The 26,439-nt window shown below is 53.0% G+C and carries 19 protein-coding genes and 1 pseudogene; 5 read left to right on the forward strand and 15 right to left on the reverse strand.

What is annotated here, in order from left to right; translation table 11 throughout:
* Position 1: 1 nt before the first annotated feature.
* The 3 genes from A6395_RS04910 (at position 2) to A6395_RS04920 (ending at position 3,448) form a co-directional block, all read left to right on the forward strand.
* Positions 2-310, forward strand: coding sequence for a PadR family transcriptional regulator (locus tag A6395_RS04910; RefSeq protein ID WP_071398108.1), 309 nt, complete (start codon positions 2-4; stop codon positions 308-310).
* A gap of 5 nt (positions 311-315) precedes the next feature.
* Positions 316-1,500: a chromate efflux transporter gene (gene chrA, locus A6395_RS04915; protein ID WP_071398109.1), complete on the forward strand. Its 1,185-nt coding sequence runs from the start codon at positions 316-318 to the stop codon at positions 1,498-1,500.
* 172 nt (positions 1,501-1,672) lie between these two features.
* Positions 1,673-3,448 (forward strand): acyltransferase family protein, encoded by a 1,776-nt coding sequence (locus A6395_RS04920; RefSeq protein WP_071398110.1) that lies wholly within the window; start codon positions 1,673-1,675, stop codon positions 3,446-3,448.
* Positions 3,449-3,458: 10 nt separating this feature from the next.
* Here A6395_RS04920 and A6395_RS04925 read toward each other — a convergent pair whose 3' ends face one another.
* On the reverse strand, positions 3,459-3,962 hold the full coding sequence (locus A6395_RS04925) for a YdcF family protein (RefSeq protein ID WP_071398111.1): 504 nt from the start codon (positions 3,960-3,962) through the stop codon (positions 3,459-3,461).
* Positions 3,963-4,199: 237 nt separating this feature from the next.
* On the opposite strand from A6395_RS04925, the gene A6395_RS04930 reads away from it, so the two are divergent.
* On the forward strand, positions 4,200-4,496 hold the full coding sequence (locus A6395_RS04930; protein ID WP_071398112.1) for a hypothetical protein: 297 nt from the start codon (positions 4,200-4,202) through the stop codon (positions 4,494-4,496).
* Positions 4,497-4,548: 52 nt separating this feature from the next.
* Here the strand turns inward: A6395_RS04930 and A6395_RS04935 are convergent, their stop codons facing one another.
* The 13 genes and pseudogenes from A6395_RS04935 to A6395_RS04995 form a co-directional block, all read right to left on the reverse strand.
* Positions 4,549-5,751: a glycosyltransferase family 4 protein gene (locus A6395_RS04935; RefSeq protein WP_071398113.1), complete on the reverse strand. Its 1,203-nt coding sequence runs from the start codon at positions 5,749-5,751 to the stop codon at positions 4,549-4,551.
* A gap of 14 nt (positions 5,752-5,765) precedes the next feature.
* Entirely contained in the window at positions 5,766-6,986 is a 1,221-nt protein-coding gene (locus tag A6395_RS04940; protein ID WP_071398114.1) for a DHHW family protein, read from the reverse strand.
* Between the two features lie 12 nt (positions 6,987-6,998).
* Positions 6,999-8,429: an MBOAT family O-acyltransferase gene (locus A6395_RS04945; RefSeq protein WP_071398115.1), complete on the reverse strand. Its 1,431-nt coding sequence runs from the start codon at positions 8,427-8,429 to the stop codon at positions 6,999-7,001.
* 41 nt (positions 8,430-8,470) lie between these two features.
* Positions 8,471-8,950, reverse strand: coding sequence for a hypothetical protein (locus A6395_RS04950; RefSeq protein WP_071398116.1), 480 nt, complete (start codon positions 8,948-8,950; stop codon positions 8,471-8,473).
* Positions 8,951-9,030: 80 nt separating this feature from the next.
* On the reverse strand, positions 9,031-10,131 hold the full coding sequence (wecB, locus tag A6395_RS04955; RefSeq protein WP_071398117.1) for a non-hydrolyzing UDP-N-acetylglucosamine 2-epimerase: 1,101 nt from the start codon (positions 10,129-10,131) through the stop codon (positions 9,031-9,033).
* Between the two features lie 161 nt (positions 10,132-10,292).
* A pseudogene (gene tagH, locus A6395_RS04960) lies at positions 10,293-11,069 on the reverse strand (teichoic acids export ABC transporter ATP-binding subunit TagH); the annotation flags it as partial.
* A gap of 7 nt (positions 11,070-11,076) precedes the next feature.
* On the reverse strand, positions 11,077-11,880 hold the full coding sequence (locus A6395_RS04965; protein WP_084812942.1) for an ABC transporter permease: 804 nt from the start codon (positions 11,878-11,880) through the stop codon (positions 11,077-11,079).
* Positions 11,881-11,889: 9 nt separating this feature from the next.
* Entirely contained in the window at positions 11,890-13,179 is a 1,290-nt protein-coding gene (locus tag A6395_RS04970; RefSeq protein ID WP_071398119.1) for a nucleotide sugar dehydrogenase, read from the reverse strand.
* Between the two features lie 127 nt (positions 13,180-13,306).
* Positions 13,307-15,478: a glycosyltransferase gene (locus A6395_RS04975; protein ID WP_084812943.1), complete on the reverse strand. Its 2,172-nt coding sequence runs from the start codon at positions 15,476-15,478 to the stop codon at positions 13,307-13,309.
* The gene (locus A6395_RS04980; RefSeq protein ID WP_071398120.1) at positions 15,475-18,543 is read right to left on the reverse strand and encodes a CgeB family protein; all 3,069 of its coding nucleotides are present in this window, start codon (positions 18,541-18,543) and stop codon (positions 15,475-15,477) included. The genes A6395_RS04975 and A6395_RS04980 overlap by 4 nt, the downstream gene beginning before the upstream one ends.
* A gap of 69 nt (positions 18,544-18,612) precedes the next feature.
* Positions 18,613-18,930 carry a hypothetical protein gene (locus A6395_RS04985; RefSeq protein WP_071398121.1) on the reverse strand — a complete coding sequence of 106 codons (318 nt, stop codon included), beginning with the start codon at positions 18,928-18,930 and terminating at the stop codon, positions 18,613-18,615.
* A gap of 9 nt (positions 18,931-18,939) precedes the next feature.
* Positions 18,940-21,588, reverse strand: a complete 2,649-nt coding sequence (locus tag A6395_RS04990; RefSeq protein WP_071398122.1) for a glycosyltransferase — start codon at positions 21,586-21,588, stop codon at positions 18,940-18,942.
* Positions 21,589-21,758: 170 nt separating this feature from the next.
* The gene (locus A6395_RS04995; protein ID WP_071398123.1) at positions 21,759-23,816 is read right to left on the reverse strand and encodes a bifunctional metallophosphatase/5'-nucleotidase; all 2,058 of its coding nucleotides are present in this window, start codon (positions 23,814-23,816) and stop codon (positions 21,759-21,761) included.
* Between the two features lie 287 nt (positions 23,817-24,103).
* Between A6395_RS04995 and A6395_RS05000 the strand changes: the two genes are divergently transcribed.
* Positions 24,104-25,927, forward strand: coding sequence for a hypothetical protein (locus tag A6395_RS05000; protein ID WP_071398124.1), 1,824 nt, complete (start codon positions 24,104-24,106; stop codon positions 25,925-25,927).
* Between the two features lie 34 nt (positions 25,928-25,961).
* Here A6395_RS05000 and A6395_RS05005 read toward each other — a convergent pair.
* The coding region (locus A6395_RS05005) for a hypothetical protein (RefSeq protein ID WP_071398137.1) at positions 25,962-26,439 on the reverse strand (478 nt) is incomplete at its 5' end.

Below are 26,439 nucleotides of genomic sequence, written 5' to 3' on the forward strand. Positions count from 1 at the left end.
AGTGGAAGACCGCGTCCTTCGTAAGCTGTTTCTTGGTTTTATTCATATCCACATCTTGCACCATGCGTCCGAACATCCCGTTTATGGGGCGTGGATGGTCGAAGAGCTACGCGAGCACGGTTACGCGATCAGTGCCGGGACGCTCTATCCGATCCTGCACGGCATGGAACAAGACGGCCTGCTCGCGCGGACGAACGAGTTGGTCGACGGTCATATCCGCAAGAACTATACGACGACCGAAAAAGGGCTCGTCGTCTTGGCCGAAGCCCGTCAAAAAGCGTACGAACTATTCAAAGAGATAAAGGAGTGAAACCAATGGCCAATCAACGTGTGACGTTCAATACGTTACTGGAGATTTTATTCGTATCGACCCGGCTCGGCTTGACGTCTTTCGGCGGACCGGTCGCCCACCTCGGCTACTTCCACGAGGAATACGTAAGGCGCCGGAAATGGATGGACGAGCGCGCATATGCCGACCTCGTCGCCCTCTGTCAGTTTTTACCTGGCCCTGCGAGCAGTCAAGTCGGGATCGGCATCGGCATCGTCCGTGGCGGTATCCTCGGCGGTATCACCTCGTTCATCGGCTTCACGGCACCGTCCGTCATCGCCCTCATCTTGTTCGCCCTTTTAGTCTCAGGACTCGACGTCTCCGACGCGGGCTGGCTGTACGGCTTGAAAGTCGTCGCCGTCGCCATCGTCGCCCACGCCATTCTCGGTATGGCCGGCAAGCTGACACCGGACGCTAAGACGCGGACCATCGCCTTCTTCGCGCTCGCCGGTGTGCTCCTCTGGCAGACGACGTATAGCCAAGTGCTCGTCATCGTCTTGGCCGCGCTCGCCGGGTTCTTGCTGTTCAAGCCGCAACACCTCGACGTCAAGTCGGCGACGTTCCCGCTCTCGAAACGGCTCGGGGCAACGCTGCTCGGTCTGTTCGGTGCCTTGCTCGTCATCTTGCCACTCTTGCGCGAGACGATCGAAAGCCAGTCGCTCGCCATGTTCGACAGCTTTTACCGGGCCGGTGCCCTCGTCTTCGGTGGTGGTCACGTCGTCTTGCCGCTCCTCGAGCGCGAGCTCGTACCGGCCGGATTCTTGAGCGAAGAGGCATTCCTCGCCGGCTACGGGGCGGCCCAAGCCGTACCAGGTCCGCTGTTCACGTTCGCGTCGTACCTCGGGACCGTCATCAACGGTGTCCCGGGAGGACTGCTCGCGACGTTCGCCATCTTCTTGCCGGCGTTCCTGCTCATCCTCGGGGCGTTGCCGTTTTGGGATGCACTCCGGCGCAATCCAAAAGTGGCCGGTGCGTTGATCGGTGTCAATGCGGCCGTCGTCGGGATTTTGATCGCCGCGTTCTATCAGCCGATCTTCACGAGCACGGTGAACGGCGCCGTCGACTTTGTCTTCGCCGCCCTCTTGTTCGTCATGATCGCCTATTGGAAACTGCCGCCTTGGGCACTCGTCATCGCTGGCGTCATCGGCGGGACGATTATCGGAATGTTGTAACGGGACTAGGGACTTCGTGTCCCTTTTTTCGTTCCCTGTTATTCTCCACTTCGGAAGCTAAAATGTTAATCATTTGAAACTTTTTCTAGTCTGGCACTCGCTATACTGGAGTATAGGTCCCTTTACAAATGAGGGAAACGTTCCGCTTGGATTTGAGAAAGGAAGTGGGGTCATGCAGCCCTTACACCATAAAGCAACGTATATGCCGGGTCTCGACGGCCTGCGCACGTTCGCCGTTTTTGCAGTCATACTCTTTCATTTGAACGCACCATACATACCCGGCGGCTTCCTCGGCGTCGACTTATTCTTCGTCCTGTCCGGTTATTTGATCACCGGCATCTTGCTTCGCGAGCAAGCAAAACACGGACGGATCAATTTGAAACGGTTTTATATCGCCCGGTTCCGGCGCCTATTGCCGGCGCTCGTCTTTATGCTCTCGGTCGTCATGGCGTACGTCACGTTGTTCGAGCGCGGACTGCTTGATACGGTGCGCCAAGACACACTAGCCGCGCTAGCCTACGTGAACAACTGGTGGTATATCTTCCACGACGTCTCGTACTTTGAGAGTTTTGGCAAGCCGTCACCACTCCAAAACCTGTGGTCGCTCTCGATCGAGGAGCAGTTCTACCTGGTCTGGCCGCTGCTGTTGATCTTTGGGCTGACCGTGAAGAAGCGTTTCCTCCAGCTCACTGGCATCGTTTTACTCGCCTCCACCGTTTGGATGGCGATCAGCTTCACACCCGGGACCGACCCGAGCCGTGTCTATTACGGTACCGACACGCGCCTGTTCGCGCTCCTCATCGGGGCGTTGCTCGCGTTCGGTTGGCGTCCGGATGCGTTCAAGCGCGAGATGCCAGCGCTAGGCCTTCGTATTTTGAACGTCGGTGGTGCCGGAGCGCTCATAACGCTTGTCACAGTCATGATGACAGCGAACGCTTATGATGCGTTCCTCTATTATGGAGGTTTCTTGCTCGTCGCCGTGGCGTCAGGTGTGTTGATCGCCGCGACGGCCCATCCGTCGACGCTCTGGTCCCGTCTGTTTGGAAGCGCTTGGCTTCGATTGATCGGGACACGGACGTACGGCATCTATTTATGGCACTACCCGGTCATCATCTTGACGACCCCGCTTGAGCGGATCAGTTCGTTCAATCCCCTTCTCGCACTCGGTCAAGTCATGGTCACGCTGCTCATCGCTGAAGTGTCTTACCGCTACATCGAGACGCCGATTCGCCGTAACGGGTTCCGCCATGTCATCCGCAACCTGATCCCGACTCGCAACATCAAACCGGCTCGACTGTTCGCGATCACAATCGCAACGGTCTTGTCATTCGTCCTTGTCGGGAATTTGACGATCCTCGCGTTCACGGATAACTCGGACCGGCAACACGAGCTCCCGGTCGTCAAAGCACCGAAGCCGAAGCCAAAAGAAACGACGACCGAACGGCCGATTGAGTCGTGTCCGCAAGCCCTTGCCATCGGCGACTCGGTCTTGCTCGGCTTGAACGAGTATCTCGGTACCACGTTCCCGAACATGACAATCGACGCCGAAGTCGGTCGCCAAGTCCGTGACGCGCAAGATGTCGCGGCGGGCTATCGTGAATTCGATGCCCCCGGCCATGTCGTTTTCCTCCACCTCGGCACGAACGGAGCTTTCAAGATGGAACAGCTTGACACGTTGATCGGTATGTTTGAATCAGCCGATCAAGTGTACGTCATCAATACGCATGTCCCGCGCCCATGGGAACGCGAAGTGAACGAAAAGCTCAAGCGCGCGAGCGAACTGCACGATTTCGTCACGCTCATTGACTGGCATGAAGTATCCGCTGATAAAGGCGACTATTTCGAGAGCGATGGCGTCCATTTGAACATCGATGGCGCCGAGGAGTTCGGGAAGTTGTTATCTGAAGAAATCGGCTGTCACGACGAACAAGGACTTAGCAACCGCTAAGTCCTTGTTTTCATGGGCGCCACTTCCAGCGCATATAGTTGATGAACAGCTTGATATAGGCGAGCTGTTCGCGGATGACATACTTCGCTTTCGCCGCAGCCGGCGTCGGTGCATAGAGCGCGTCCGTCACGAGCCCGAAGTAGAGCCTCCCGACGAGCCGGGCCCGGCGCACATGGAAGTCGTTCGTCACGACCGTCAGTCCCGTCTCGCCTGCCCATACGTCGCGGCTGAATAAAAAGTTCTCGTACGTCGACGTCGATTCGGCTTCGACGTGAATTCGTTTCGGGTCGATGCCGCGGTCGATCAATTCCCGGGCAATGACGCGTCCCTCGGCCATCCCTTCGTCCGGACCTTGCCCGCCGGAAGCGATTAGTTTGACGTGCGGATATTGGTGCGCGTATGTAGCCGCCACGTCGATTCGGTTTCGGAGCGCCCGTGACGGTGCCGTCCCGTTCACTTTCGCCCCTAAGATGAGGACGTACCGATACGTACCGTCCGCCTGATGTCGTCGCATAGGGGTCACCTGCCTCTCACCTCTCATTGTATCATCCTACTTAGCACGAATCGGATTACGATAGTCTAATCCATCAGAAAGAAATAGATGCTTCGTTTCCAACATATTAATCTGAGTCACCTTATTAGATACGTCGAAATCATTGCCATTATATGAAAAATGAGGTTTTAAAAAACCCATTTTATAGTCTATAATGAAAATAATAAGGTTTATTAAGGAAGGATATGGGATGTTATCATGGAGCATGAACGATTCGGATCGACTCGCTTTTTGTATAAACGAGATACTCAGCTGTTTGCTGAGATTGAAGTGGTCGGGATTGACGACTCACTTTACAAATTCGTGATTTATCCTACAAAATTGTGGGACAACCATGATGGCTTACAGCACACGGGTCAATTCGATTCACTCACGCTCCCCTCTTCCTGTTACCACGTGAACCAAACGTACGATGAACAGTTGACTTGTTTGCGGGCAGCGATTCGCTACTTGTCTTCGCTCGGACCGTCTCGTCTTACTCCTCATGGGGCGTAATCAATAAAGAAAGGTGTACTGTTTCGGTTAATCGAAACGGTACACCTTTTTATCATTCTTCTATATCGTTGCGCAGCTGTTTCAGCTTCTCGTCTCGGGCCGACAATCGTCTTGCCAGTAAGGCGTTGGCCCGATGAAGGTGCAACTGTTCATACCGCGCGGCCGCATAATCGATTGGGGACGGACGCGGCCCTTCTTTGACGACACGGTCGAATAATGACATCAGGCACTCTTGAATCACTTCGTCTTCATAACGTTTCGCGAGCGAGGCGCTAAAGGCTGCGGTGCGATGACGGAACTCGACGTCTAGAAGTTTGAGCACCTCGTCGCCGAGCGCACCTCGTCGATATGATGCATGACGGGTGCCGATGCCGCCGTAGTTCGTCGCTTCCGCGTCTACCCATGTGTCTTCTGTAATGAGACCGTGATAGCCTTTGCTGCCGGCCGCGATAGTCGGTCGACCGAGCGCTAAGCTCTCGATCGCTGCCCGGCTCGGAGCGACGACGAAGTCGGATTGGCGCATCCTGTCCGCCACTTCATCTGACTCCAACCAACCGGCCCAATGAATCGACTGATTTGTCCCCTCGAGCTCGTCATCAAACCGCGCCTCATATTTTTCCCGTTGCGTCCCTGTTCCGACAAACGTCCAATCGATTGGCACGTCCTGTATCCGCTCATCGCCGACCCCGTCTAAGAGCACGTCTAACGGAAATACCATATCCGCGTCCATTCGGGATACGAACGTGGCGCGAATCCGGTCACGGGGCGTCGGTTGCGGCGTTATCGTATAGCTTTCATCGACACCGTTCATGAGCACCGTCATTTTATCGTGAACGCTCGCGCACCGTTCAATCAAATATTTCGCGATCGCTTCCGCCACCACGATGACATGACTCGTCTGGTTGATATAGTAGGGCAAGTCGTCGTCATACATCCCGTGAATGACGAGCACGAACGGGATGTGTTGGACCTCGGCGACGGCGAGCCCGATTTGCCTCGAATCGAACGGGTGGGCATAGACGAGGTCGAACGGTTCCTTGATGAGTTGTCGGAGTAAGCGGTGAACATCATTCGTCTGATAATCGGTCGTGATGACACGAGCACCTAAGTTACGAGCTTTGTCCGCGAACGGTCCCGGCTTACAGACGATCGTGACCTCGTGCCCGGCTCGCAGCACATGCCGGGTCGTCGCTAACACATGATGATGCAACCCGCCCATCGGTGCGTGAAAGAAGACGGGGACTAGGATACGCATACACTCATCTCCTTTTACAAACCTTCTTGGTACGTCGAACCTAACCCTGAGATGCGGTCGTTATGAAGGAACAAGATGCCATCGACATCGTTCTCTCTTGCATAGTCAGTAATATCGACCGGATAGTCCTCGAAATAACGGACATCGAGCGCGGTGACTTGCCCGAATGACTCGCCGAGATAGCCGAGTACCGGGTTGGCGTAAGAGTCTTTCAAGACGAGTAAATGATAATCGTTATCCGGGTTTTCTTGAGTGATCGTCGCTTGGGCGTAATTGTCGCCCATGAACAAGTTGTAATAGTTCGTGAAGTCGGTCGTATTGTTCAAGACGTCGCGGTCTAACACTTCATACCCGCAGTCATCGCCATTTCGGCAGACCGTCGTCGAAAAGCCGTCTTTTGGTTCAAGGTACGTGAACGTATCGGGCTCTTCGACGTACGAGATCGAAATCTCACGCGCGCTCGACCCATAGAACGGGCCGTCGACCGTTTTCGTCTCCATGTCGCTCAAGCTGAGCGCGTCCGCTTCCGGGAACTGCTCACCGAGATCGCGCATGATTTGTTCATACGCTTTAAACGCCCCTTCAGCCCGCCAATGGTGGTCGGTCATGAAGTAGATGTCTTCCCCTTCATACTCGCCGAGCCGCTCCTCAAGATTAAATAACGGGATGTCTGCTTCTTCAATCCGTTGGTGGAGCTCATCCCGGTTCGCCGCGTCTACGCTCTCGACGTATGGAGGGAACAGGTCTCTCCGTGCCGCATAGACCGGCTTACTCGGAGCCGAGGCGAAGTAGACCGGGATGTCCGCTTCATCCATCTCGACTTTCAAATCCTTTAAAAATTCACCGAAACTCGAGTATTCACTCGCATTCGTCTCTGGTGACAATAGCATCCCGTCGACGTTGATTACCCCGTTGTTCATCGCTTGGCGAAGAACGTTACGTTGAAACCACGATTGGCCTTCAATCCATAAATCACGTTGGAAGACTTGGTCGTTCGCAGACGATGCGAACGTCTCCATATATGTCCCGTCTAAAAAGGTCGAGACCGAAAACTCAGGACGCTGTTCTAAAGCGCGTCCTTCAATATCAGACGTGTCCTCTTCTGTGCCGAACGCAAAGACAGCGAACCCGTAAAACAAAATACCGATAAAGCTGAAAAAGAGGATACTGTTTGTCACCCAAGACAACTTTCTCTTTTTCGCATGTTTAAGTTCAGTAGATGACAAGCGTTTCATGTTCAGTCCTCCTTAGAACCGGAAATAGATAAACGGGTTAAACGTACTCGAGACGACATATGAGATCGACACGGCAAAAATGAACAAGATATATGTCACTCGCGCCAATCCTGCGCTCATCGCAAGTACTGTCCGTTCGCTGTCCGTCTCGTGACGTAAGAAGTATGCGACGGCATATTTCGGCAACGGTGTCGCTGCAATCATCGCAATGACGAGAACGACCCCGTATTGGACGAGATAGAAGTAAGCCGTCTGGTCGAACAGTTCGCCGCCATGCAGGCCGAACATGACTTGTAGATAGTCAATCGCGTATTCGAAGTTGTCGGCACGGAAGAATACCCAACCGACGACGACGATGAACAGCGTGAGCGTCCGGGCAAGCCAAGCTGGCCATACGGCGAGCCATCTGCCAAGAAACGCCCGTTCGAGCATGATGAAGATCCCGTAATAGAGACCCCAAGCGATGAACGTCCAACTCGCTCCGTGCCAGACACCGGTCAAGAGCCAAACAATCGTCAGGTTACGATACGTCATCAAACTCCCTTTCCGGTTTCCACCAAGCGGAATATAGACGTAGTCGCGGAACCAACTACCGAGTGAAATGTGCCACCGGCGCCAAAATTCTGACACAGATGTCGAGATGTACGGATAGTTGAAGTTTTCCAGGAAGTGAAAACCGAACATCCGACCGAGCCCGATTGCCATATCTGAATAGCCGGAGAAATCAAAGTAAATTTGGAGTGAGTAGGCGATGATCCCAATCCAAGCGAGAGTCGTTGACAACTCCCCTGGCGGTTGAGAGAACACTTGATCGGCAACATAGCCGGCACTGTTCGCAAGGATCATCTTCTTCCCTAAACCGATGACGAAACGTTGAATCCCCGAGACGAAATCATCGATCGTCTCCCGGCGTTCGACAATCTCGTCGGCGACCGTCTGGTAACGGACGATCGGACCCGCGATCAACTGCGGGAAGAACGAGACGTAGAGTGCCAAGTCAAAAATGTTTCGTTGTAGCCGTCCGTCTTGACGATAGACGTCGATGACGTAACTCATCGCCTGGAAGGTAAAGAATGAAATCCCAAGTGGAAGCGGAATCTCCGGGTCGTTCAATGAGAAGCCAAAAATCGTGTTGACGTTCTCGACGAAGAAGCTCGCGTACTTGAACACGCCGAGCATGGCGAGGTTACCCGCGACCATCGCTCCCATCGTCCACTTCAATTGTTTCTCTTGATGACGGTACTTGTCAACGAGCAAGCCGAAGACGTAGTTCATCGCAATCGAAGCGAGCATGATTAATACGAATCGCGGCTCACCCCAGGCATAGAAGAACAGACTAGCGGCAAGCAACAACGCATTCTTGATCCAACGCGGCGATATAAAGTACAGCAACAAAACGACTGGTAAGAAGTAAAATAAAAAAACCGTGGAACTGAATAGCATCCTGTTTGTTCCTTTCTCCCTGAAAAATCGACACGCCTAGCTTAGGTGAACGTGACGTATAAGTCGTCTAGGCGAATCGTGACCGGTTCGAGCGTCTCGACCACGTATTTATAGGACATCTTGAAATATTTTGCGTCTTCGATCCGCTTCACTGTTTCGCTCACTTGATTCATCCCCGGCTCAAGCGTTAAACGAAACCGTTTGTTAGACAACCGCTCTTCAGCCCCATATTGCATAAAGTACAGTTCAAGCGCAATCCCTTTATTGCCTTCCACAAAAATCTCTGTCTTAATCCCAATCTCTTCACCCGGCTCAATTTTAGCATCCGTTAAAAAAATCTTAGACGGCGGGATCTCGAACTTCAAATCAAACAGTTGAACGTAAATCGAGTCCGTTTCTGCTTTCGGGAGAAACGTAACTTCTGTTTTATAGTCCTCTTCGCGCATCGAGAGATGGTCTTTATGTGTTCCGCGTGGGTAGTAATGATAAATCGCCGGACGAATCCGTTTCGTTGACGTCATGTCAGTTCCTCCAAATCTCGAGATGATGATATAGAAAAGAGTTGCTGTGCAACGCACAAGACAACTCTTAACTTGTTTATTCAGTTGGCAAGGATCGCATCGACGATACGTCGTGACGCTTCTCCATCACCATAAGGGTTTGATGCCTTAGACATTTTCTCATACGCCGTCGCGTCCGAGAGCAATTCATCCGCGAGCGAATAGATCACTTCTTCTTCAACGCCAGCCAACTTGAGCGTGCCGGCAGCGACACCTTCCGGACGTTCTGTCGTATCCCGAAGGACGAGGACAGGTACGCCGAGCGAAGGCGCTTCTTCTTGGACGCCACCTGAATCGGTCAAGATCAAGTACGAAGCCGAAGCGTAGTTATGGAAGTCAAACACGTCGAGCGGTTCGATTAAATGGACACGGTCGATGTCATGCAAGATCTCGTTCGCGAGTTCACGGACGACCGGGTTCATGTGAACCGGATAGACGACTTCGATGTCCTCATATTTTTCGATCAAGCGACGGACGGCACGGAACATGTTCCGCATCGGCTCGCCGAGGTTCTCGCGGCGATGAGCCGTCAAAAGGACGAGGCGGCGACCTTGTGAACGGATCGAGTCGAGCAACTCGTTCGCATAGTCGTCGCGTACCGTCGTTTTAAGCGCATCGATAGCCGTGTTTCCTGTGACGAAGATCGTGTCTTCATTTTTACCTTCACGAAGGAGGTTGCCTTTCGACGTCTCTGTCGGCGCGAAGTGGAAGTCAGCCATGACACCCGTCAACTGACGGTTCATCTCTTCTGGGAACGGCGAGTACTTATTGTACGTCCGAAGACCTGCTTCGACGTGGCCGACCGCGACTTGGTTGTAAAACGCTGCGAGCGAAGCGGCGAACGTCGTCGTCGTGTCACCGTGGACGAGCACGATATCTGGTTTCGTCTCGGCGATGACTTCACCCATCCCTTTTAGGACGCGTGACGTCACATCGTATAACGTCTGCTTGTCTTTCATGATATCGAGGTCATAGTCCGGTTTGATTTCGAACAGTTCGAGCACTTGGTCAAGCATTTGACGGTGCTGCGCCGTGACGACGACGATCGGTTCGACGCCTTCACGTTTTTTCAATTCCAATACGAGCGGTGCCATCTTGATGGCTTCCGGTCTCGTCCCAAATACAGTCATTACTTTTTTCATAGGTCGTTTTGCACGGTCCTCAAGCGGACGTGCTTCCTCCTCTCGGATTCACCTCGTCAGCTCGACATCGAGACTGCTTGATGATTCTTCAACACTTCTTCTGAATGGGCCGGCAAGATGTAGGTCTCTCCGAGTTCGGTCTCATTGACGACCGTCGTCCGGCGCTTCAGCTTGTCAGCTTTAAAGCTGTCCTGCTGCTCTTTAGAGAGGCTGCGGAACCATTTCAAAAACTTGTTATATTCACTGAGCACTTCGTTGACCGGTCCGTACTCGCGTACTTCGCCAAACTCGAGCCAAAGACCGAGCGAACAAAATTGGCGGACTTGCGAGACCGAGTGGCTGATGAAGAAAATCGTCTTCCCTTGCTTCTTGAACTCGTTCATCTTGGCCAAGCACTTGTCGGCAAACGTTTGGTCACCGACCGAAAGCGCCTCATCGATGACGAGGATATCAGGGTTGACGTTGATCGAGATGGCAAAGCCAAGGCGCGACTTCATCCCGCTCGAGTACGTTTTGACCGGTTGCGTGATAAAGTCACCTATATCGGCGAACTCGATGATCGCAGGCGTCAAATCAATAATTTCTTGTTTTGTCATGCCGAGCATGAGCCCTTTTAACTCGATGTTCTCAAGCCCCGTCAAGTTGCCATTCAAGCCGGACGAAATTGCAATTAAAGCCGTCTTGCCGTGCAACTGGATCTTCCCGTGGGTCGGCGGCATCACATCGGCAAGCAAGTTCGACATCGTCGACTTCCCTGACCCGTTGATGCCGATAATCCCGACGACTTCACCGGGCGGCACTTCGAAGGTGACGTTACGGAGTGCGTAGAACTGTTTGCCGGCCGCTTTGCTGAAGAAAATCTCTTTCAACTTGTCGATCGGTTTATTGTACAACGTATATCGTTTCGAGACATTTTCAAACTTAACCTGGTACATAATGTCCTCCTCAAATGTAATCGATGAAGTGTCGACGGAAACGTAAGTGAATCATCGACCCGACGAAGAAGAGAACGATGACGATGGCCCAATAATAGAGGCCGTAAGCCCAGTTATTTGCTAACCAGTCAGACCCAAGGAACATCGACCGATATCCCTCAACCAAATAGTAAAGCGGGTTGATTTGAAGGAGATTCGCGAGATTCGCCGGTGGTACCCAGAAAATCGGTGTCAAATACATCAACATCCGCATCATCGATTGCAGTAAATTCTGCAAGTCGCGGACGATTGTCGTGAGAGCGGACGTGATGAGTGCAAGTGAATAGAGAAGCGCGAGTGCGCTGATTGCCAAATAAATAAACCAGAGCGAGTGCAGTCCCATCGGATACCCGAACGCCCACATCAAAATGAATGACACGCCGACTAACGCTACGTGACGGTAGAATAGCGCGAGTAAGACGTATGCGGGAATTGTCGAGATTGGGAAGCTCATTTTGGAGACCATACCGATCTTCGAATAGACCGAACGGGCCGTAGAGGTGATGGCCGAGGCGATAAAGAACCAAACGACGATCCCGGCGACGAGCCATGGCAGAAACGGCACGCCATCAATCGGCCTGCCGCTTCGAATACCAAATCCAAATACGAACCAGTAAACTCCAATCTGCAATAACGGTGTGACGAACTCCCATAAAAATCCGAGGTACTGCATCGAGTTGTTACTTCTCGTCTCATAAGTTGCGAGACGGAAGATCAAGTACATGCTCGACTTCAGCTCTGTAAAGATAGCTTTCGCGGATTTAAACATGTTCATTCACCAGAATCAAAGAACGAGATTCGTTTCCTTTGTGTATTTATAGAGATTTCCGTAGTTCACGACCGTCACATCTTCGCCCGCAGGTTTCACGATGTTGCGTGTATCGAAAATCATCGGACGACGCATTGTCGAGTTGAGTTCTGCGAAGTCGAGTGTTTTAAATTCGTTGTGGTCGACGAGGACGAGGACGAGGTCCGCATCTTGAAGCGCTTCTTCTTTTGACACGAGGTCAAAGCGGCTTGATGTCGACTTTTCAACGTGTCCGTCATGGACAGAGATGTTGACGCCACGGTCAAGCAAGATTTCACAGATGTCGACCGCTGGGCTTTCGCGCATGTCGTCGACGTTCCCTTTGTATGTCACACCGAAGACCGCCACTTTTGGCGCTTCGATTCCGTCCGTCAACTTCTGGACGTTATCTGCGACGTAAGCCGGCATCGAGACGTTCGTCTCACGTGACAAGTTGATGATTTTCGCGAGGTCCGGTGACTTCGCGACGATGAAGTACGGGTCAACCGCGAGACAGTGTCCACCGACACCTGGACCCGGGCTATGAAGGTTGACACGCGGGTGTTTGTTCGCCATCTCGATGACGTCAAGAACGTTAATGTCGAGGTCGTTACAAACTTTTGCGAGTTCGTTCGCGAGCGCGATGTTCACGTCACGGAACGTGTTTTCCATCAATTTAGACATTTCTGCCGTCTTCGCATCCGTCTTGACGATTTCGCCTTCAACGAACGTGCCGTAGACGCGAGCGCCTGCTTCAGCACAAGCCGGCGTGATCCCACCGACGATACGGTTGTTGTGGACGAGCTCATGCAAGATTTGACCAGGCAAGACGCGCTCTGGGCAGTGAACGAGGAAGATGTCTTCGCCGACGACGAATCCAGCTTCTTCGACGAGTGGCTTCACGAAATCGTCCATCGTGCGTGGCGCAATCGTCGACTCGACGATGATGACGTTGCCTTTCTCGACGAACGGCAATACTTTACGTGTCGCATCCAATACGTACGTGAGGTCACATGACTTGTGCTCGTCATCGTTGTTCGGTGTTGGTACCGCGATGATGAACGCGTCTGCTTTCTCTGGCGTGAGTGACGCCCGGAACTTGCCTTTAGCGACGACGTCCGCCACCATTTCGCCAAGACCTGGCTCTTCGATGTGGATTTCGCCACGGTTCAATTTATCAACGACGTGTTGCGAAATATCAACGCCGACGACGTCGACGCCATAGTTGGCGAATACGGCCGAAGTCGGTAATCCAATATATCCAAGACCTACTGTACATACTTTCATTGTGTAGTAACCTCCAAATGTTTCTGATGCTTTTCTGTTGAAGCGCATGCCCATCAGTTTAGTTCATAATCGATAATAAAACAATACTCATTATACTCTTGAACAAATCAGGGACGCAATTACATTTTCATGACAATGTTGCCGGTGTTTCCCCAATCACGACCCGTTCCAGCTTCGGAAACAGCTGATCGACGGCAAAGTGCTTCAGTGCGTACTGTTGATAAGGCGTTGCGTCCTCGGCGAGGCGCGACGGCTGATCTTTATATGACAAAATCGTGTCGACCATCGCGAGCGGTTCATCGACGAGCAGTTCGTCCGGGTAGATCGTCTCGCTGCCCGTCCAATGACGGATGAGCGGATACGTGCCTGACGCCATTCCTTCGGCCGGTGACAAGTGGAAACTCTCGAGGTCGCTCATCGACAAGACGAAGCCGATCTTTTGCAGCCAGTCATCGACGTCGTTGCCATGCCCGTCAAAATGGACGTGCCCTTTGAGCGGTGCTTCCTCGATCCGGGCGAGGAACGTCTCGTAGTACGTTCGTTCTTCTTCCCGTTTCGCGATCCAATAAACTTCGCTCGGATGATGCCCTTTAAAGAATAAGTGATACCGGTCGTCCTGCTCGAGCAACTTCTCTAACACGTCGAGGGCGAGGTCGGGACGTTTTAGTTTCGGGTTGATACCGATCATGCCGAGGTGGAACGGTAACGCGTCCGTCTGTTTTGGTTTTTGTAGCTTCGCCCCGTCGACCGCGTTATAAATCATCGTCATTTTGTGCCGTGGGATGTGGAAGAGACGTGACACCTCCTCGAGCATGTACGGTGAGACGAGAATGATCCGGTCGATATTGTCGAGATTGTATTCGGTCGGGAACGGCGTCTCCTTCTCTTGCCGGTGGATCCGGACGATCAGGCGTTGGTGCGGCAGTTTATGGTTCGAATACCAGACGGCGTTGCCGAGACCCCATTCACAGAAGATGACGTCCGCCTCGGCGAGACAAGCCTTACTGTGATTGACGTCATGAATCTTATGCCCTTCCCACTCATCGACGATAACACGATAGCTCGGATTTTGCTCGAAGCGCTCCATGAACATGCGGATGAACTTCAAATCGTGGCCGGCGAACAAGATCGTCGTTGGACGCATCTCCCAAATCGCATCGCGCAAGCGCGCGTACGTGTTCGAGAACGTATAGTACTTCGCCATATTGTAGAGGCGTGTCGCCGCATCGCGGTAGATCGCCGGATGGGTGAAGGCGAGCTCGACCTTGTCGACGAACTCGTCTTCCGAGTTGACGAAGAGCGGATAACTCGAGCCGAGGAGCGACTCGTGCATCGGGTTGCGGTTCAAGAGGACCGGCTTGCCGAGCGCACCGTACTCAAGCAGTTTCGTCGACAGCTCTAAGCTCGCGTCAAGGTCCGGGTGGCGCCACGAGAGACCGATATCACTCGAGGCGATCAACGTCTCGACGTCCGCGCGCGGAATCCCTTTCAGCCAATCGATGCCTTCGTCATGCTGCAGACGCGCGGTCACGTCTTTACGGAAGTTCGGGTTGTTCGGATCCTGGTTGAACTTATCGCCGGCGACTTTCAGCTCGACGTCCGGCATGCGCACGCGCAACCGTTCAAAGGCGTCAAGGATCTCCGACGAATACCAGAGCGGGGCGAACTTGCCCGTATAGACGAGCCGCTTGTGTTGGCGTTTGAACGTCGGTTCCTCGTCGCGCATGTTCGAGATCATCGGGTTAAGGATAAGGAACGGGCGCGGCGTCCCGAGGAACGTCTCAAAATATTGCTTCATCTCGGCCGTCTGACAGAGCATCCGGGCCGAAAGCCCGGCAATCTGTTTGAGACGAGCGAGCTCTTCTTGCGACGCCTCGGACTGATCATGCGTGAAGTCCGTGATATACGTCCACGTCTTCTTCATCGTCTCTTCATATGACGTGAGCTCGTAGGCGAGTTGGAAACCGCGGATGAACGCCATGTCGTAGTTGTGGGTCTGGACGAGCTCATGGATGAGCTGGGCCGCTTCATTTGGTTGCAGTACTTTCTTCTCATAGTACGGCTCGTCTTGCTTGCCCGAATCTTTCGTGAAGACATCGATGAAACGGACGCGGTCGAGCTGTTTAATCGAGGCCGTCACTTCCGGTTTGACGATCGAACGTTTCAATAAGACGTCGACCTCGATATGTGGGTCTTGGTTCAACATGTGGACGACCGACGTGAGCCAGATGGCCGATCCGTCGATCAAGTTCAAGTTGACATCCCCATACACTAAAATCCGAAGCTTCTGCTGCTTCATCGTGTTACCTCCTGTCGAGACGCCTCATCGATCGAGACGCCGCCTTTCACATATTGATACGGGTCGACACTAAAGATACGTTTCCCCGAGCGCGCGAGGTCACGTAAACTCGCGTCGGCCTCGAAACGATGGAGCGCCGCTTCGACTGTGTCGAAACGAAGCGCCGCCGGGTTGATCATCGAACGCGACGGGATCGCATCGAACACGTAACGGAACGATTCGTCTTGATCATGCTTTTGCAACGTTCCTTCATATGAATAATAGTCGGCTTTCGTCAAAATGTCAGCGTCCGCGTAGCGGGCCGCGAGCAAATAGTCGGCCAAATAGTCGGGACCGTAGTAGTCGGCCGGGTCAAGGTGCGCGACCCAGTCGAACGCGTCCAAAATCTCGGTAAGCGACGTATAGTGGTCGAGGTAGCTGCGCATGAACGTCGAAATCGACTCGGTGTTATACGTATTGTACACGTCGATATGATCCTCGAACTTATCGAGGAAGATGAGCAGTTTCTTATGCGCATACTTTTGGGCCTCGAACTGTTTCACGACGTGCTCCGCTTCTTGTTTTGAGCGGACGAACGCCAAGACAGCGACGTTCGGGTTGTCGACGCGGTACGGGATACCGACGTCTTGGGCGATCTTCGCGAGACGCTGCGTGTACGTGTGATACGTCAGTACGTGGCGCATCCCGCCGATCGCGACGTCCTCATAGAACGCTTCGTCGGTCATGAGGCGGCGGAACGTCTCATCTAGGTCTGACTCGCCATCGTCAAGGAAGACGTAGTCGCCAAGCATCGCCTCGACACCGATCGAGCGCGTGCTGACAACCGGCGTCGCACAGGCGAGCCCTTCGAACACACGGCGCGAGAACATCGTCGGCGAATCGTTGACCGAGTTGACGTTCAACATGACTTTAAAGCCTTTATACGCTTTCGCGATTTGATTATACTTCAAGCTGCCGCGGATCGAATCACGGAACTGTTCCGGGAACTGGAGCTGGTCGCTCTCGCCGCGCTGGTTGATCGCATAGTTGCGGTCGTAGATGACGAGCCCGTACTTGTCGGCCGCAGCGAACAGGCGGTCCATGTCGGCTTTACGCGACTCGTGACGGTTGGCGTAATACGAACCGGCAAAGCTCGCATACGGCTCCCGCGTGCCTGGTAGGCGGATCGGGTTATGCTCTTTCGGCTGGGCCGCGAACGGTAACGCATCGACTCGGTCGTGGCCGCAGTCGCGCTTATAGTCCTCGACACGGTTTAAGTCGGTCGTATAGACATAATCGAACCGTTTTGCCGTCTCGATGAAGCGATCGTAATGGATCGGGTCTTCTTTGTTCCAGAATACGGTCGGGATATTTTGGACGCGGCACCATGCGAGCAAGGCGTCAAGCTCTTCCCACGTGTTCGTACCGTATTTGACAATCTTCTTCTCCCACGCCCCGCGGTTCCCTTTCCAGGCCGATTCGACGATCAAGACGTCCGGCTGTTCATCGAGCAACGTCGACTTCCAGTCGTCTGGTGTGAACGTGATGAGCTGGCATTCCGGCTCATACGACGCCATCGTGAACTCATCGAAGATGGCTGCGACTTTCAACTCGTGGAGCTCGCGCGGTTTCGGCGCGAAGAACCGGGCCTCCCGCACGTCTTTAAAGTCAGGATGTTCCGTCCCGTCACTGACGAGCTCTTCGGCGACTCGGATCCGGTCGACGTGGGCCTCGCCTTTCCCGTCAACACGGAGGGCGAAGCGCAAGAAGCGAATCGAACGGTCGAAGTAGAACACTTTCTCGCTGCCGATTTGAACTTGTTGCATGATTTGGCGCTCGGTCGCTGAATAGGCGACGAGATAGAGGACGACGTTCGTCCCTTCCCCCGCCTCGCCGTCGACCGTGACGCGGTAGCGGCAGTTCGGTTTCACTTCGTATGGGAACTCGGTCGGAAGTTTTTTGAAGCTGTTGTTCATCTCTGCGTACGAGATGTACCGGCGCTTGTCATCTTCCCCTTTCAAGTCGATCACGAGCTGATTGTCCCGTGCCTTCAACTTGATCACGTCCGGTGCCGGAATCGTCCACATCGACGGTTTGAGCGAGAATATGTCCTCTTTACGGACGCTCTTCTCACGGATCATGCCGACGTGCATCTCCCGCAAGTTACCTTGGCCGCTCACCCGCACGAAATAACGGATTGAGCGGTGCGACGGCGCGATCCGGACGATACCGCTCAATCCGAGCGGCACCTCGATGAGACGGTCACGCCCTGCTTGCGTATACGTCGCGATAAACAGTGAAGCGTCTACCGCCCCGTTCGGCTCACCTTTAAAATAGAAGCGGTACAAATCGTCATCCATGTCCCCGGTTGGGAAATCGATGCCACGCTCGGTATCAACGTGCGGCAACGCCGCCTCACCGACGCCGTAATGGGCGTACTGGTTGCCGCTTGCCTCGACCACGAGCATCCCGTCCTCAAAGCGGGCGATGGCACGCTCAGGTGTCATCGATTGGAGCGTCTCTTCCGTGAGCGGACGAACGAAATCGAACGCCTCGAGCGCCACGTTCGCCGCGAGCCCTTCCCCTTGCCAAATCGGTACTTGACCGAGGCGGATGTCGATGATGCTGAACGCGCCTGTCCCATTAATTTCGAGATGAGCTCGTACAATTTGTTCGCCTACGCCGAGCACGACTTCTTCATTGTCTCCATCATGCAAGGTGACGAGGCGCTTACGGCCACCTTTACGATACACCTCAAGATGCAGCACGGGTGCGAGACGATCGCGTCGTTTGACGCGAAGTGACGCCATAAATGACTTCGTCCCTTCCTCTAGCAACTTCTCGATTGCGACGACGTCGCTCTTTCCGTCAGGACGATACGTCAAGACGACAGTTTCGTCACTCGTGAACACGAGGTCTGTCCCTTCTGTATGGACGTGGGGCGAGCGCGTATACCAATTTGGTGCGACTTCACGCCATGCCTGTCCTGTCTGTTGAGTCGTCTTCTTGAGCACTTTACGCCCGAGACGTTTTGACCGTTGCACCCCTAAATAGGCGGCGCGACGTGCTTTTTTCTGCCAATCCATCTGATGCCCTCCGTGTAAACCGATTTAACCGCGAAACGAAGTGACAGCAACTGCCACTTCGCTCACCGTTTATTTTTTAATTCGTTTTGCGGCCGCCTGTACTTTCAAAATCGCTTTCCCGGCCCTTGAGTGGACGAGACGACGATAGCGATGATCGAGCGCCTGATATTTCTGCGACCATTCTTTCACGGTCTGTTCTTTTTGTTCGAACGCTTTGATGAGCCAATCGAACGTATATAATAGTTCGCCATACTTTTGGACGAGACGGCGATATTTTTGACGTGCTAGCCGCTCATCGTGTTTTAGACGGCGAATTTCTATCTGTTGTTGCTCGAGCCGTTGTTTTAACAACCCGATCTCTTTTTCGAACTCGTTTTCGTTGTTCATGCCGTCACCTCACAAATACGCGTCGAAATAGAGACGCTTCAATTCAGATTGTTGGCCCGCTTCGTGCAATTCCACAAACTGTTTGACGAGCGGACGCGTCAATTCGAGCGGACGGTATTGTTCGACGATCGTGTAGAGCTTCTCCACGTTGTCGTTGAAATCTTCCGGGCGGCTCCGGCGCAAGAACACTAAATACCACATCTCAAAGAAGTATTCGAAACGTGAGTCACGATATGCGTCTAGGACGCCTTCACGGGCGAACGCTTTCGCCCGGGCCGTCTCGCGGATGACACATTTATCGAAATATTTCTTCGTGATCGTATTCACCGTCGAACCGGCAACAGCCGCGTAATAGTCGTGAATCGTCAAGTCGACGAGAGCGACGCGCTCCGCCCGCAAGAACATCTCTTGGAAGAAGAGCGAATCTTGTCCGACCGCACCGATGACTTGCGCCAAGTGATTCGCGTCGAGGAACGATTTACGGATGACCATCGTCTGGATGCTTTGGACTTTAAAGTTATGTTCGAGCAAGTAAGCCCGTGGGTCGTCGAGGATTTTCACGCTGTCCGGCTCAAGGTCATTCAACTCGATCATCGCTTCACGCGAGGCGAGCTTTAACATGCTGCCGACGGCGAGGTCGAGCGAGTCGTCCTCCATAATGCGGAACAGTTCGGCATAGCCGTCGTTGACCGCCTCGTTGTCCGGGTCGAGGAACGCGATGAACTTTGTCGTCGCGAGTTCGACGCCTTTGTTACGAGGACGTGAGGCGCTGCCGCTCCCACCATCATTGAAGGCATACGTGTAGACGTTCGGATACTTGCGGACGAGGCGCTCGATATAACTCGCCGTCTCACTGTCAGTCGACCCGTCGTCGACGAGCCAAATTTCCATCTCGTCAAACATCGAGCTGCGGCGCAGACTCGAGAAGCACTTGTTATACAAGTAGCGTCCATTATTGTAAATCGGGACGATCATCGACAGTTTGTACGCACCCGGCTCGTTCTCGACGAGTTCGTCTGTTCCGTCTAACCGTTCAAACCGATCGATGACATAGCCGTTACCTGATAACGTTTCTTTACCTGTCAGGTGGTCGATTGAAACGTCGGCCGCTTTAAAGACGGTGAGCGCGACGTCCGTATAGCAATCGACGAAGTCGTGCTCGACTTGCCCGGCAGCCGGTTTCGTGACGAACGACGAGTCCGTATATTTAAAGGCGTTGATTAAGTCTTCGACGTAATAGTCGAGGTACATGTGACGGCTGTCGAACACGGTCACGTAGTCGACGCTAAGCAGGTCCGCCTCCGTCAAGTCTGTCTCGGCGACGAATCGTTTATATGGATAAGACTGGCGCTCAAACTGGGCCTCGAGCTTAGCTGTGTCTCCCCGTCCGATGACGAGGACATGACGACGGACTTTTTTATCGATGCCGAGCGCGAACAACATCTCACTGAATCGATCATACATCGTATGGTTCGAGAAGATGTTACGGACCCCTAACAATTGATGCTCGTACCGTTCGTCCTTCGACTCGAACATCTCGAGGATGCCTTTAGCGTCGAGGGCGCTCGTCGCGATGAACGCGTTCGGGAAGTCGTTGTTGACGGCCACGTTATAGTTCGTGATGACGAGGTTCCCTCGGGCTTGCGCCTCATAGATCGACGTCTCGGTCATCGTCGGGCTGCCTTTCACTTCGTTGACGTGAAGGATCCAGTCACTCGCCCGTTTCAACTGTTCCGCTTCAGTCTCATCTGCCAAGACGAGCGCGTCGTGCAGTTCTTGCGGGGCTTCCGACAAGAACGCCTCGTGCCGTTCCCGTAAGACGAGGAGCGGTTTGTTGGCGGCGCGCACGCCTTCAGCGAGCATCGTCAAGTCGTTCATGAAACGGTGAACCGGGAACGCGTTCGTGACGAGCGCCGTCTCGTGCCGGCCCGCATACATGCCGATCGGGTTGAAGCGGATCGGGTCGATGCCCGGACGGATGACGAAGACGCGTTCGTGCCCGGCTTCTTCCATATAATCGTTCAACCGTTCTTCGTTCGATGTAAAGATATAGTCCGCCTTTGCCGCGAGTGACGAGAACCGGTCAAAATGGTTCGTATCGAGCGTAGTCTCGAACACGACCGGCACTTCTTTACGTCGCGCCTGAATGATCAATTTTTCGAGCCAGTGGCGTGAGTGCGAGAGCGGCGTGCCCATATGGTGGAACGTCGTCGGCTCTTCCTCGACGAGCGCGGCCGAGATTAATAAAAAGTCGAGCTTTTCGGTCTCTGTGATTTCTAAAAATCCAGACACGTTCTCAAAGAGGTGCGTATGACAGATGCGTTCGAGTTCGTTCGCCCGCCGGACCGGGCCGACGAAGGCGATGTGTACGTCTGTCTTTTCATAATAGCCGCTCCCGTTCGATTCGACGAGGGCCGGTAGTTCACGCGGCAAACGGTTTTTCGCTGCCGCCACCTCCATCTCAAGCTGCTGCAACCGCTTCGCCCCTAATACATCATCAAGATGAGGCTGTTGGGTTTTTCTTGAAAGAGACGGCAAGTCATCGATGAGGACGAGCTCGTCACCGGTGATTCTGTCGTTCCCTTTGATTCGTTCTTTCTCATCTTTTAACCACTTAATGTGCGCCTGCACATCACGCAGCGTCGTTTTCACATCCATGCGTTCGCTCCACCTTTTCTCATAGTCGTTCCTCTAGTATCAATAGGCATATCCTCCTGTATATTAACAGAGTTGTATGACAGTCGCAATTCGCCCAATCAAGGCGCCGATTTCCGACAAATTACGACACAAAAAAGGTGTATCGGATAGTCCCGATACACCAATCAAGCTTATTCGTTTACGTCGACGATACGTCCTTCAACCGTCGGTGTGATTTCACCGAGGCTGATCATATGGTCACGCAAGTTCTCCCAGTCGCTGAAACCGAGATCCGTGACGCGTCCAGCTTTGAACGCTGCTTCAAACTCAGCGTAGTTGTCGCCGCCTTGAGCTGTGAAGAAGTTTGTTGCGATTTTGTACGTGCCGCCTGTTTCGATGGCTACGTCTTCTGTGCCGTTGTTATACGTCACGCTGACGATGCGTTCGTTCGCAGGTTTCGAACTGTCGAACTCGACTTTAAGTCCTGAAACTTGGAGGAATCCACCGTTTTCAAGCGGGTAAACACTGACGCTGCGCTCGAGCGCCGCGAGGAGTTCTGCCCCTGAGAGTTCCATGACTGCGAGCGTGTTACCGAACGGAAGCGTCGTCAATACTTCACCTGTCGTGACAGGGCCAGCATCGATGCCCGCACGGATTCCACCACCGTTTTGAACCGCTGCGATGATGTTCGCGTCAAACGTTTTCGCTTTCGCGAGCATGCCGTCAGCGATCAAGTTACCAAGTGCCGTCTCGTTCGAACGGACACTGACAGGCGATGGGTCAGATAGACGCGGGTTAACCAATGCGTCTGTGAGTGTCACACCGATCGGCGCGAGGCTGATTTTGTCGACGTCCTCTTTAAACGGTGCGAGGAGTGCGACCGCACGTGCGTCCGGCTCAAGCACTTTCACGTCGATCAACTTACCAGCTTGGCTGATGACTTTTCCGCTATGGTCAAATTCGACGTCGAGCGTCCCGAGGAATTCACTGTATTGGTACGCTTGGACGATGACCGTCGGCTCTGTCTTGCCTTCTGTGATGACGACCGGTGCGTTGAGACGCGTATGCGTGTGACCGCCGATGATGACATCGATGCCGTCGACGTTTTCAGCGAGTAACAAGTCGTTGTCGACGTTCGGGTTGTCGTTATACCCGAGGTGCGACACCGCGACGATTTGGTTGACGCCCATCGCTTCAAATGCTGCGACCGCTTTTTCAGCCTCTTCGATATAGTCTTGGAACTGGATTGGTCCCGGGCTCGCGATATCGGCAGTCTCTTCTGTCGTCAAACCGAAGAATCCGACTTTCTTGCCGTCGACGACTTTAATGACACCTTCATAAAGGCGACCGTTGTAAGCTTTTTCTGTCGTCTCGTCACGATACAAGTTCTTCATGTATTGGTCGCCCGAGTAGTCGACGTTCGAGCTGACGAACGGGAAGTTCGCGTAGCGGACAAAGTTTGAAAGTTCTTTATGGCCTTGTTCTGTCCCGAGGTCGAACTCGTGGTTACCTGGTACCATCAAGTCGTATTTCATATAGTTCATGAGTTTAAGGTCGGCTTGACCTTTGAACTCGTTAAAGTAAAGCGATCCTGAGAAGACGTCCCCAGCGTCGATCAACAGAGCATCCGGGTTTTCAGCGCGGACTTGTTTGATTGCCGTCGCACGGTTCGGTGCATAGCGGAGTGATGCGTGTGTATCGTTCGTATGCATGACCGAGAGCTTGTAGCCTTCGACGGTGTAAGGTACTTCGAGTGTGATTGTCTTGCCACGGTTCGTGTACGTAGCCGTCGCGACGAATTCGCCGACTTCGCTCGTGTCGATTCCACTCCAACGAACCGGTTTTTCGTATGTGCCGCTGACAAACTCAACGTGCTGCTTCAAAATTCCCGTTGCCGGTTTGCCTTGCTTGAAGACGAGCGGCTCTTTCGGTGCTACAATTGCCATCGGATAATCGAGGACGCGGACGCGTTTCTCGACGATCATGCCTTTCCCTTTGACAATCCCTCGTGCCGTTTGGAATTTCCCGAGTTTATGCAAGTTGACGCTCGACTTGTACCATTGGATCGGCGCCCCTTTATATGTAGCATCCAACGCGCTGTCGAGATCTCCTCCCGTAACGTAGGCCGCGCCTAACTTGACGTCCGCCGCTTTCGGTGCGGCTTCAACCGCCGCCGGTGTGATCGATGCTGCCGAGACGGCCGCTACCGCGAGTGCAGTGTAAAGCCTCCGTGATGTTTTCTGTCGCATAAACAATTCCCCTTTCAGTTTTCGCAAACAGCACAAAACAAAGGTAAGCGCTTACATCGTTCGACTCGAATCTATCCGTTTTTACCCCAAAGTCGCCCAATTCTTCCCTCATTATGTACGATTCGCTCTAGTTCTAGAGTAACGGATATCCTCCTATTCAACAATCACGAATTGAAGAATTTTAAACTTTTTACAATTTCCATAAAAAACGTTTCCCGTAATTTGTTAATTGATGCCATTAACTAATTTCTACTTCTATATAATGGGTGAAGAAAGGGAGGCTTATTATGTATAAACCAATATCAGCTCTAGTTCTCACATTATTATTCATCTTTAGTGTCCAACACGCGGACGCGGCGACTCCGCCCTATAAGACGGTGCAATCGACCCATCTCAAAGCTTCTGCGAAGTCCGGTGCAAAAACGCTCCAGACGCTCAAGGCGAACACACGCCTAACCGTCATCAGCAAGACGAGCACGTGGGCGTATGTCCAAACCGGGAAGACGAAAGGATACGTCACGACTGCCTCAATCATCTCGGATGAAGTGCCCATCAAACAATTCGACTACAATGAGGTGATGACATATAAAGGGACGGCCATCGTCAGCCTCAATGGGAAGAGCGTCAAGATCGACCCGGCGCTGTTGCCGCTGTTTAAACAAAATGCGGACGCGCTCCGCAGCACACTCGTGAAACCAAAAATCAAAAACAATACACTCGTAGGATTCGAGAAATTAATCCTCGGCCAATTCGCCCCGGTAAGCAAGCCGTTCGTGATTGACCGCAACGCCGCTGGTCGAATCGATAGTTTGCAGGTGCCAGGAAGACATGTCACCGTGACGACGGCCGCACCGCTTCGCCAAGTCATCTTTAACGGCTCACCTTATTCCGCTCCTTCAGAAGACGAATTGCTGAGCGTGACGCTGAACGGACCTGTCCAACAGTTTCACAGTAACGGCGCTTTTACGCTGAAAGGCAAAGGAACGATCGAGCGTTGGGATATCAATAAGGCACAACACTCGTTCGAGTTGCCGGTCATGTACAACGGAGAAATCGGTTTTTTGAACGTAAAACATGCTGACATTCTCGTGCGCGGCACAAATACATTTAAAGTACGAGCCGTTTCTGCCCCAACAAAGACGCACATTCTCGACGGCCCGAACGGATTACTAGGTTCGACGAAACCGGCCGTCGTCCTCCAAGGTAAACGGATGGGCACGGATGAGAAAGCCGTCGCTATGGCATTGCAAAACGTGACCGCAACTAAACTCACGCAACTGTTCAAACAGTTGAACATTGCACACACATCGAACCATATAAATGATTACGTCAAGGCGTTCGCTTCGAATGAAACGGCCGGTCCGAACGAAATGTTCTTCGCGACGAAAGCCGACGTCCAGTACGTCGTTAGCACTGTTGACCGCGTCCTGACGTTCGACCAGTTCAGTGAACCGCTCGTCGCTTTAAGCAATCAAAGCAATCTTATCCAAATTCAAACCGAGAACAAACCCCACGGCTCATGGAGCTATCCAATCTACCATAAACGCGCCGTCAATGCCCTCATCGGTGAACTTGGTTTGATGGCAATCACATTCAAAGGTCCTGACGTTATTTCAACCGAGATTGCCCGAAACGAACAGGATGGACACTATTTCATCTACGATCATCCTCATGGACTCGGAACGTTCCGCGTCGTCACGATTGACGGCGCAACGATTGACGGCTTCACCTATGAAGTTGAAATGGGTCGGCTTTCATATAGTGAGTATAGTCACATCGATCAAGAAGAACTTGTACGCATCGGCAGCAAGACACTTGACGCTTACAATCAAGCACCGCCTGCATTCGAAGTCAAAGTCGTGAAAGGGATGCGCGGTTCCAGTTCATACTTGGCGGTCCGCTCGAGCGACAAACGCTGGCTCGAACGCGTGTACGGATATGAATTCCAAGTCAATAAAAATTACTGGGCGGGCGGAAGACTCAGCTCGGACGAGGTCGACCTCGCCGGCTGGGACCCGAAACAAACGATTGTGTTGTCGCAACTCGACGCGAAATTGAATGACAGTTTGACCATTCAGGCATTCGGCTATCAAGACGCGACCCAAAAATAAGACAAAGCCTCCTCGCGCGCGAGGAGGCTTTGTCTTATTTCGGTTGGCTGATGATCGTCATCCAAGCGTTCGAGAATGGCCCGGCGATAATCGCATAGTCGACCGGGTCTGCTAGATTGAGGAGTCGACCATTTTGATAAAAATACAGGTTCGTGACGACACCGCCGCCCGAGGCGCCGATTGTGATACCTCGTGCCGTGAGCGTTTCATCCGGGTCGACGATGATCGAAACGACCGAATCGACACGATCCCGTCGGACCGTCAAATAGCCACGGTTCTGATCTATGTAAGCTTCTTTGAATCCAAGTGGATAATGTGCCGCATTCGCATGAATGTAAGGCCCATTTACAGGATCAAACCGTAGCGCCATCCCGCTGAATGTTAACTGTTCTCCTGTGACAGAAGGAAGAAGTCCTGTATCGGCATCGGCATCGTTCTCTTGTTGGATCCACAGCACACTTGAAAGAAGTAGCAGGCAGACAAGCGCAACTTGCTTCCATCTTTTAGTTGTT

Origin of the sequence: Exiguobacterium sp. SH31 (assembly GCF_001816105.1) — a bacterium.
GTDB classification, from domain to species: domain Bacteria; phylum Bacillota; class Bacilli; order Exiguobacteriales; family Exiguobacteriaceae; genus Exiguobacterium; species Exiguobacterium aurantiacum_A.

What these genes read in the sequence shown, in the direction of transcription:
- A6395_RS04920 (WP_071398110.1), top strand. Translation starts at nt 1,673, where the DNA reads ATGCAGCCCTTACACCATAAAGCAACGTATATGCCGGGTCTCGACGGC.
- A6395_RS04985 (WP_071398121.1), bottom strand. Translation starts at nt 18,930, where the DNA reads ATGAACAACGAAAACGAGTTCGAAAAAGAGATCGGGTTGTTAAAACAA.
- A6395_RS04970 (WP_071398119.1), bottom strand. Translation starts at nt 13,179, where the DNA reads ATGAAAGTATGTACAGTAGGTCTTGGATATATTGGATTACCGACTTCG.
- A6395_RS04995 (WP_071398123.1), bottom strand. Translation starts at nt 23,816, where the DNA reads ATGCGACAGAAAACATCACGGAGGCTTTACACTGCACTCGCGGTAGCG.
- A6395_RS05000 (WP_071398124.1), top strand. Translation starts at nt 24,104, where the DNA reads ATGTATAAACCAATATCAGCTCTAGTTCTCACATTATTATTCATCTTT.
- A6395_RS04980 (WP_071398120.1), bottom strand. Translation starts at nt 18,543, where the DNA reads ATGGATTGGCAGAAAAAAGCACGTCGCGCCGCCTATTTAGGGGTGCAA.
- A6395_RS04930 (WP_071398112.1), top strand. Translation starts at nt 4,200, where the DNA reads ATGGAGCATGAACGATTCGGATCGACTCGCTTTTTGTATAAACGAGAT.
- chrA (WP_071398109.1), top strand. Translation starts at nt 316, where the DNA reads ATGGCCAATCAACGTGTGACGTTCAATACGTTACTGGAGATTTTATTC.
- A6395_RS04965 (WP_084812942.1), bottom strand. Translation starts at nt 11,880, where the DNA reads ATGAACATGTTTAAATCCGCGAAAGCTATCTTTACAGAGCTGAAGTCG.
- A6395_RS04975 (WP_084812943.1), bottom strand. Translation starts at nt 15,478, where the DNA reads ATGAAGCAGCAGAAGCTTCGGATTTTAGTGTATGGGGATGTCAACTTG.
- A6395_RS04940 (WP_071398114.1), bottom strand. Translation starts at nt 6,986, where the DNA reads ATGAAACGCTTGTCATCTACTGAACTTAAACATGCGAAAAAGAGAAAG.
- A6395_RS04950 (WP_071398116.1), bottom strand. Translation starts at nt 8,950, where the DNA reads ATGACGTCAACGAAACGGATTCGTCCGGCGATTTATCATTACTACCCA.
- A6395_RS04935 (WP_071398113.1), bottom strand. Translation starts at nt 5,751, where the DNA reads ATGCGTATCCTAGTCCCCGTCTTCTTTCACGCACCGATGGGCGGGTTG.
- A6395_RS04945 (WP_071398115.1), bottom strand. Translation starts at nt 8,429, where the DNA reads ATGCTATTCAGTTCCACGGTTTTTTTATTTTACTTCTTACCAGTCGTT.
- A6395_RS04925 (WP_071398111.1), bottom strand. Translation starts at nt 3,962, where the DNA reads ATGCGACGACATCAGGCGGACGGTACGTATCGGTACGTCCTCATCTTA.
- wecB (WP_071398117.1), bottom strand. Translation starts at nt 10,131, where the DNA reads ATGAAAAAAGTAATGACTGTATTTGGGACGAGACCGGAAGCCATCAAG.
- A6395_RS04990 (WP_071398122.1), bottom strand. Translation starts at nt 21,588, where the DNA reads ATGGATGTGAAAACGACGCTGCGTGATGTGCAGGCGCACATTAAGTGG.